The 7,221-nt window shown below is 60.4% G+C and carries 7 protein-coding genes; 6 read left to right on the top strand and 1 reads right to left on the bottom strand.

Annotation, left to right across the window (positions count from 1 at the left end):
* The first annotated feature begins 256 nt into the window (after positions 1 to 256).
* From QQF33_RS02520 to QQF33_RS02495, 6 genes are all read left to right on the top strand, one after another.
* Positions 257 to 1,774, top strand: a complete 1,518-nt coding sequence (locus tag QQF33_RS02520) for a sugar ABC transporter ATP-binding protein (protein WP_285155470.1) — start codon at positions 257 to 259, stop codon at positions 1,772 to 1,774.
* Positions 1,771 to 2,766 (top strand): ABC transporter permease subunit, encoded by a 996-nt coding sequence (locus QQF33_RS02515; protein ID WP_285157307.1) that lies wholly within the window; start codon positions 1,771 to 1,773, stop codon positions 2,764 to 2,766. The genes QQF33_RS02520 and QQF33_RS02515 overlap by 4 nt, the downstream gene beginning before the upstream one ends.
* Before the next feature lie 32 nt (positions 2,767 to 2,798).
* The gene (locus tag QQF33_RS02510; RefSeq protein ID WP_100777973.1) at positions 2,799 to 3,740 is read left to right on the top strand and encodes an ABC transporter substrate-binding protein; all 942 of its coding nucleotides are present in this window, start codon (positions 2,799 to 2,801) and stop codon (positions 3,738 to 3,740) included.
* A gap of 126 nt (positions 3,741 to 3,866) precedes the next feature.
* Positions 3,867 to 4,553, top strand: coding sequence for a D-lyxose/D-mannose isomerase (locus tag QQF33_RS02505; protein ID WP_285157306.1), 687 nt, complete (start codon positions 3,867 to 3,869; stop codon positions 4,551 to 4,553).
* 10 nt (positions 4,554 to 4,563) lie between these two features.
* Positions 4,564 to 5,424, top strand: coding sequence for a ketose 1,6-bisphosphate aldolase (locus tag QQF33_RS02500; RefSeq protein WP_285145634.1), 861 nt, complete (start codon positions 4,564 to 4,566; stop codon positions 5,422 to 5,424).
* Positions 5,424 to 6,416: a carbohydrate kinase family protein gene (locus QQF33_RS02495; protein ID WP_285157305.1), complete on the top strand. Its 993-nt coding sequence runs from the start codon at positions 5,424 to 5,426 to the stop codon at positions 6,414 to 6,416. Before QQF33_RS02500 ends, QQF33_RS02495 begins: the two co-directional genes overlap by 1 nt.
* On the opposite strand, the gene QQF33_RS02490 is transcribed toward QQF33_RS02495, so the two are convergent.
* The gene (locus tag QQF33_RS02490; protein WP_285157304.1) at positions 6,413 to 7,144 is read right to left on the bottom strand and encodes a response regulator; all 732 of its coding nucleotides are present in this window, start codon (positions 7,142 to 7,144) and stop codon (positions 6,413 to 6,415) included. The genes QQF33_RS02495 and QQF33_RS02490 overlap by 4 nt on opposite strands.
* Between the last annotated feature and the right edge of the window lie 77 nt (positions 7,145 to 7,221).

The following is a 7,221-nucleotide window of genomic DNA, read 5'->3' as shown; positions in this document are numbered from 1 at the left end:
GACATGGTATCTCTCTCATCCCAGGGCATAAGCGACTCCATAAACGGGTTCGTATGCCTTAGTTGTAAGTGTCTACCATGTCCCCGAACAAGTGTTCATGATGTCCCCGGACCGTACAGGGAGAGGGCTGGGGTGAGGGGGAAAATGTGACATCAGTTAACTATTCATAACTATGACAAATATGAACGGCTTCTGACATTTTGCATTTACGAACCTGTGATGGACTGCTGATATCGACCTTCACAGGAGATCCGCCATGAGCAGGACCCCGGTATTAGAGATGCGCAACATTGCCAAAACCTTTGGCAACTTTCACGCGCTCAAGGGTGTGGATCTGACGGTCTGGCCCGGCGAGATCCACGCGTTAATGGGCGAAAACGGCGCAGGCAAAAGCACCCTGATGAAGATCCTCGCGGGGGCGTACACCGCCACCAGCGGCGAGATCCTGATCGACGGCCAGCCGTATCACATCAAAGGCCCAAAAGACGCCCTGGCCGCAGGCATTACCCTGATTTATCAGGAGATGCAGCTCGCGCCCAACCTCACGGTGGCGGAAAACATTTTCCTCGGCAGCGAACTGTCGCGCGGCGGGCTGGTGCAGCGCAAAGAGATGGCCGCGCAGGCCCAGACGGTGATTGACCGCCTCGGCGCCCATTTCAAAGCCACGGATCTGGTGATGAAACTGACCATCGCCGAGCAGCAGCAGGTGGAAATCGCCCGCGCGCTGCATCGTAACAGCCGCGTGCTGGTGATGGACGAACCCACCGCCGCCCTCTCCTCGCGCGAAACTCACCGCCTGTTTGAACTGATTCTGCGCCTGCGCGATGAGGGGATGGCGATTATCTACATCAGCCACCGCATGGCAGAGGTTTACGAGCTCTCCGACCGCGTCAGCGTCCTGCGCGACGGGCAGTACGTCGGCAGCCTGACCCGCGACAAACTCAACGCCTCCGAGCTGGTGAGGATGATGGTTGGCCGCCCGCTAAGCGATCTGTTTAACAAAGAGCGCGATATTCCGCTCGGCAGCGCGCGGCTCAACGTCCATCACCTGACGGACGGCAAAAAAGTACAGCCGTGCAGCCTGCAGGTGCGCTCCGGGGAGATCGTCGGTCTCGCCGGGCTGGTCGGGGCCGGACGTTCGGAACTCGCTCAGCTGATCTTCGGCGTGCGCAAAGCGACGGGCGGCATGATTGAAGTCGACGGCGAGCCGGTGGTGATCCACTCCCCGCGCGCTGCCATCGACCACGGCATCGGGTTTTTAACCGAGAACCGCAAAGAACAGGGGCTGTTTCTGGAGCTGGCGGCGCAGGAGAACATCACCATGGCGACGCTGGAGCGCGATTCCACCTGGGGCATGCTGGACCGCAAAAAAGCCCAGTCGATCTCCGATGACGCCATCGCCCTGCTCAACATCCGCGTCCCGCACTCCCAGGTACGTGCGGGTGGCTTATCGGGCGGCAATCAGCAAAAGCTGCTGATCTCCCGCTGGGTGGCGATTGGCCCGCGCATTCTGATCCTCGATGAGCCGACGCGTGGCGTCGATGTCGGAGCGAAAAGCGAGATCTACCGGATCATGAACCAGATGGCGCGCAAGGGCGTGGCGATCCTGATGATCTCCAGCGAACTGCCGGAGGTGGTCGGCATGAGCGACCGGGTCTACGTGATGCGCGAGGGGAGTATTGCCGGGGAGCTGCTCGGCGAAAGCATCACTCAGGAAAATATTATGACGCTGGCAACCGGCGTCAACGACACTCATCAGGCGGTGAACTCATGACACATTCAACCAATCCGCAGCAGGTGGCGAAATCCGCCTCCGCCAAAAAAATGCTGATGAGCGATCTGATGCAAACGGTCGGGATTTTGCCGATTCTGATCCTGATCGTGGCGGTGTTTGGCTTTATCGCGCCGAACTTCTTCACCGAAAGCAATCTGCTCAACATCACCCGGCAGGCGTCGATCAACATCGTGCTGGCCGCCGGGATGACCTTCATCATTTTAACCGGCGGGATCGACCTGTCGGTGGGGTCGATTCTCGGCACCACGGCGGTGGCGGCGATGGTGGTCTCCCTTATTCCCGAACTGGCGATGCTGTCGATCCCGGCGGCGCTGATGCTCGGCATGGTGCTGGGATTGTTCAACGGCGCGCTGGTGGCCTTCGCCGGACTGCCGCCGTTCATTGTCACCCTCGGCACCTATACGGCCCTGCGCGGTGCGACCTATCTGCTGGCCGACGGCACCACGGTCATCAACTCGAATATCAATTTTGAATGGATCGGCAATAACTATCTCGGTCCGATCCCGTGGCTGGTGGTGATCGCCCTGGCGGTGATTGTGGTGTGTTGGTTCATTCTGCGCCGCACCACCCTCGGCGTTCATATCTACGCGGTGGGCGGCAACATGCAGGCCGCGCGTCTCACCGGAATCAAAGTCTGGCTGGTGCTGCTGTTTGTCTACGGCATGAGCGGCCTGCTGTCGGGCCTCGGCGGGGTGATGAGCGCATCCAGGCTGTACAGCGCTAACGGCAACTTAGGCACCGGCTATGAGCTGGACGCCATCGCGGCGGTGATCCTCGGCGGGACCAGTTTCGTCGGCGGGATCGGCACGATCACCGGCACGCTGGTGGGCGCGCTGATCATCGCCACCCTGAACAACGGCATGACGTTAATGGGCGTGTCCTACTTCTGGCAACTGGTGATCAAAGGGGCGGTGATCATCATTGCGGTGCTGATCGACAAATACCGTACCCGACACCATCAAAGTGCATAACAACAACACCCTACGATAATGAGGAAAACAGCATGAGATTGAAGCCACTGGTTACCGCGCTCTGTGCTGGCGCACTGCTTGCCGCAGCCCCGTTTGCGCAGGCGAAAGATCTGAAATCCATCGGCGTGACGGTGGGCGATCTCGCCAACCCGTTCTTCGTGCAGATCACCAAAGGGGCGGAGCTGGAAGCCCGCAAACTGGCGGGGGATAACGTCAAGGTGACGCTGGTCTCCAGCGGCTACGATCTGGGCCAGCAGGTTTCTCAGATTGATAATTTTATCGCCGCGAAGGTCGATATGATAATTCTCAACGCCGCCGACTCGAAAGGGATTGGCCCGGCGGTGAAGCGCGCGAAAGAGGCAGGCATTGTCGTGGTGGCGGTTGACGTGGCGGCCGAAGGGGCCGATGCGACCATCACCTCCGATAACACCCAGGCGGGCGAAATGGCCTGTAAATACATCACCGACCGCCTGAAAGGCAAAGGCAACGTAGTGATCATCAACGGACCGCCGGTCTCCGCGGTGCAAAACCGTGTCGAAGGCTGCCAGACCGAGTTCAAGCGCCACCCGGATATCAAAGTGCTGTCGGATAACCAGAACGCCAAAGGCAGTCGCGAAGGCGGGCTGGAAGTCATGACCGCCCTGCTGGCGGCCAATCCGAAGATCGACGGCGTGTTCGCGATTAACGATCCAACGGCGATCGGTGCCGATCTGGCAGCGAAACAGGCCCAGCGCAGCGAGTTCTTCATCGTCGGCGTGGACGGCAGCCCGGACGGCGAAGAGGCGCTGAAGCGCGAGAACTCCCTGTTTGTGGCAACGCCAGCGCAGGATCCGCAGGTGATGGCGGCCAAAGCGGTGGAGATCGGGTATGACATTCTGCAGGGCAAACCTGCGCCGAAAGAGCCTGTGCTGATCCCGGTGACGATGATCGATAAGAAGAGTGTCGGGACGTATAAGGGGTGGACGGTTAAGTAATATTTGTGCGGTTTGATGACCCCTCACCCTAACCCTCTCCCACAGGGAGAGGGGACTTTTTTCTCCCTCTCCCCTGGGGAGAGGGCCGGGGTGAGGGGCCCAGCGCGCACCTAAAAAGGAGTTCCCATGAAACGCTCCGACATCAACGAAATCCTCGGCCATACGCGGCAGTTCTTTTCGATGCATGACGTCCACCTGCCGCCGTTCGCCAGCTTTCCGCCGACCCAGTGGCGACAGCTCGACGCCTGCGCCTGGCGCGAAGTCTTCGACCTTAAACTCGGCTGGGACGTGACCGCCTTCGGCGGCAACAACTTTCTCGCACAGGGACTCACCCTGTTCACCCTGCGCAACGGCTCGCCGAACGGCACGCCCTACGAAAAAACCTACGCGGAAAAAATCATGCACGTCCGCGACGGGCAGGTCACGCCGATGCATTTCCACTGGCGTAAACGCGAAGACATCATCAATCGCGGCGGCGGAAACCTGATTATCGAGCTGTGGAACGCGGGCGGGCATGAAGAGACGGAAAACACCGACGTCACGGTGGTGGTCGACGGCTGCATGCAGACCCACGCGCCCGGCAGCCAGCTGCGCCTCCAGCCTGGCGAGAGCATCTGTCTCACGCCCGGCCTGTACCACAGTTTCTGGGGGGAGCGCGGGTTTGGCGATGTGCTGGTGGGGGAAGTGTCGTCGGTGAATGACGACGAACATGACAACCATTTTTTGCAGCCGCTCTCGCGCTACAACAACATCGAAGAAGACGAACCGGCGGTGCTGGTGCTCTGCAACGAGTACAGCCTGTTTCGAACTTAAGGAGTGAATGATGCCGCTAATTTCTCTCGCCGCCGGGCTGGAACACGCCCGGGAACATCGCTACGCGCTGGGCGCGTTTAACGTTCTCGACTCCCACTTTTTGCGCGCCCTGTTCGCCGCGGCAAAGCAGGAGCGCTCGCCGTTTATCATCAACATCGCCGAAGTGCATTTTAAATATTTGTCTCTCGATTCATTAGTCGAAGCGGTCCGGTTCGAGGCCGCACGACACGATATTCCGGTGGTCCTCAATCTCGATCACGGCCTGCATTTTGAGGCGGTGGTGCGGGCGCTGCGCTTAGGCTTCAGCTCCGTAATGTTTGATGGCTCCACCCTCAGCTACGAAGAGAATATTCGCCAGACCCGGGAAGTGGTGAAGATGTGTCACGCCGTCGGCGTGTCGGTGGAAGCGGAGCTGGGCGCGGTCGGCGGTGACGAGGGCGGTGCGCTGTACGGTCATGCCGACGAAGCCTTTTTCACTGACCCGGCTCTGGCGCGCGAGTTCGTCGATCAGACTGGCATTGACGCCCTGGCCGTCGCCATCGGCAATGCCCACGGGAAGTACAAAGGCGAGCCGAAGCTCGATTTTGCGCGCCTTGACGCCATCCGCCAGCAAACCGGCCTGCCGCTGGTGCTGCACGGCGGGTCCGGGATCAGCGACGCCGATTTCCGCCGCGCCATTGAGCTCGGCATTCACAAAATCAATTTCTACACCGGGATGTCGCAGGCGGCGCTGGCCTCCGTCGAGCAGCGCATTACTCATCGTCAGCCGATCTACGACGAATTCGCCGAGCTGCTGTTAGGCATCGAAGAGGCGATTACCGACACGGTGTCTGAACAGATGCGTATTTTCGGCAGCGCGGGGAAAGCCTGATGGAACGCCGGGGCGTTATCGCCGCAGGAAACATGCTTGTCGATCATGTGCATCAGATTGTGCAGTGGCCGGAGCGCGGCTGGCTGGCGGAGATCATTCACAGCGAACGGGCCACCGGCGGCGCGCCGCTGAATGTGTTACTCACGCTTGCGAAAATGCACGTCGGCCTGCCGCTACAGGCGGTCGGGCTGATTGGCGACGACAGCGACGGGGACTACATTCTGGCGATGCTCGACCAGTACCACGTCAACCGCCAGCGGGTGCAGCGCACCACCTTTGCGCCGACGTCCATGTCGCAGGTGATGACCGACCCCAGCGGACAGCGCACCTTTTTCCACTCTCCGGCGGCCAACCGCCTGCTGGATCTCCCGGCCTTTGATCGCCTCGATCCGTCGATGAAGATTTTCCATCTCGGGTATCTTCTGCTGCTCGACAGCCTGGATCTGCCGGACGACGAGTTTGGCACCCGCAGCGCACGCCTGCTCTCCCAGATGCGCGATCTGGGGTATGAGACCTCGCTGGATTTGGTGTCGCGCAAAGGCGACCCGCGCTATCAGCCGCTGGTGCTCCCTGCCCTGCGCTTCGTAGATTATCTGGTGATTAACGAGCTGGAGGCCGGAGAATTTAGCGGGCTGGAGATGCGCGACAGCAGCGATGCGCCGAACATTTTGCATATTGCCGAAGCCGCGTCGCAGCTGCTGGCGGCGGGCGTGCGTCAGCGCGTGGTGATCCACTGCCCGGAAGGCGCGTGGGGCCAGATGCCGGGCGAGCAGGGCCAGTGGGTGCCGTCCCGTCAGCTGGAACAGGATGAGATTATCGGCAGTGTCGGCGCGGGCGATGCGTTTTGCGCCGGATTTTTATACGGCTGCCACGAGGCGTGGTCCCTGCCGGAGAGCATTGCCCTGGCGCACGCCTGCGCGCGGGCCAGCCTGCTGGCGGCCAACGCCATTGACGGGGCGAAAACGATGGTCGAGCTGGAGGCGAACCTTTAAGCCGCTTTATCGTTATGAGAAACGTCTGCGGCAAAGACATACCCGAGGCCACGAATGGTTTTGATCAGCAAAGGCTGATGAGGGTTAATTTCGATTTTTCGCCGCAGGCGCATGATCAGCACGTCGATTGTACGATCAAACACCTCGGCGCTTTCGCTGTGGGTCAGCTCCAGCAGCTGTTCCCGGCTCAATACCCGCCGGGCGTTCTGGGCCAGCGCCAGCAGTAAACCGTACTCGCCCTGGGTGAGCGGAACGGTGGCCTGCTGCGGGGTGCTCAGCTCACAGCGGGTGGTGTCGAGCATCCAGCCGTTAAAGCCTAAGCCCGACGCGCGCGGCGCAGTCGGTTCCGCCGCCAGCACGCCGGTTCGACGCAAGACCGCTTTGACGCGGGCAACGACGACGCGCGGATTAAAGGGTTTGCCGATGTAATCATCCGCGCCCATCTCCAGACCGACCACCACATCCGATTCACTCCCCAGCCCGGTAAGCATAATCACCGGCAGCTCGGGGCGCTGTTTTTGCAGCTGCTGTAAAACCTGTAAACCGTTGATATCCGGCAGCATCATATCGAGTAAGACCAGCGCAATGCCCGGCTCACGCTGGGCCAGCGCCAGCGCATCCCGCCCAGTGTGGCAGACGTGCACCGTAAAGACGTGCTCGTTGAGCACATCCTGCAGCAGTTCGCAGACCGCCGTATCGTCATCAACCACCAGAATCGCCGGTTTCATCGCAGGGTTCCGTCAGGGGATTATGTTAAGTCTGACCTATTCTGCAATCGGCTCCAGCCAAATTCCTTTCGGCGTGA

It is taken from the genome of Lelliottia wanjuensis, assembly GCF_030238365.1.
Lineage (GTDB): Bacteria > Pseudomonadota > Gammaproteobacteria > Enterobacterales > Enterobacteriaceae > Enterobacter > Enterobacter wanjuensis.
This window is presented reverse-complemented; position numbering and strand designations above follow the sequence as displayed.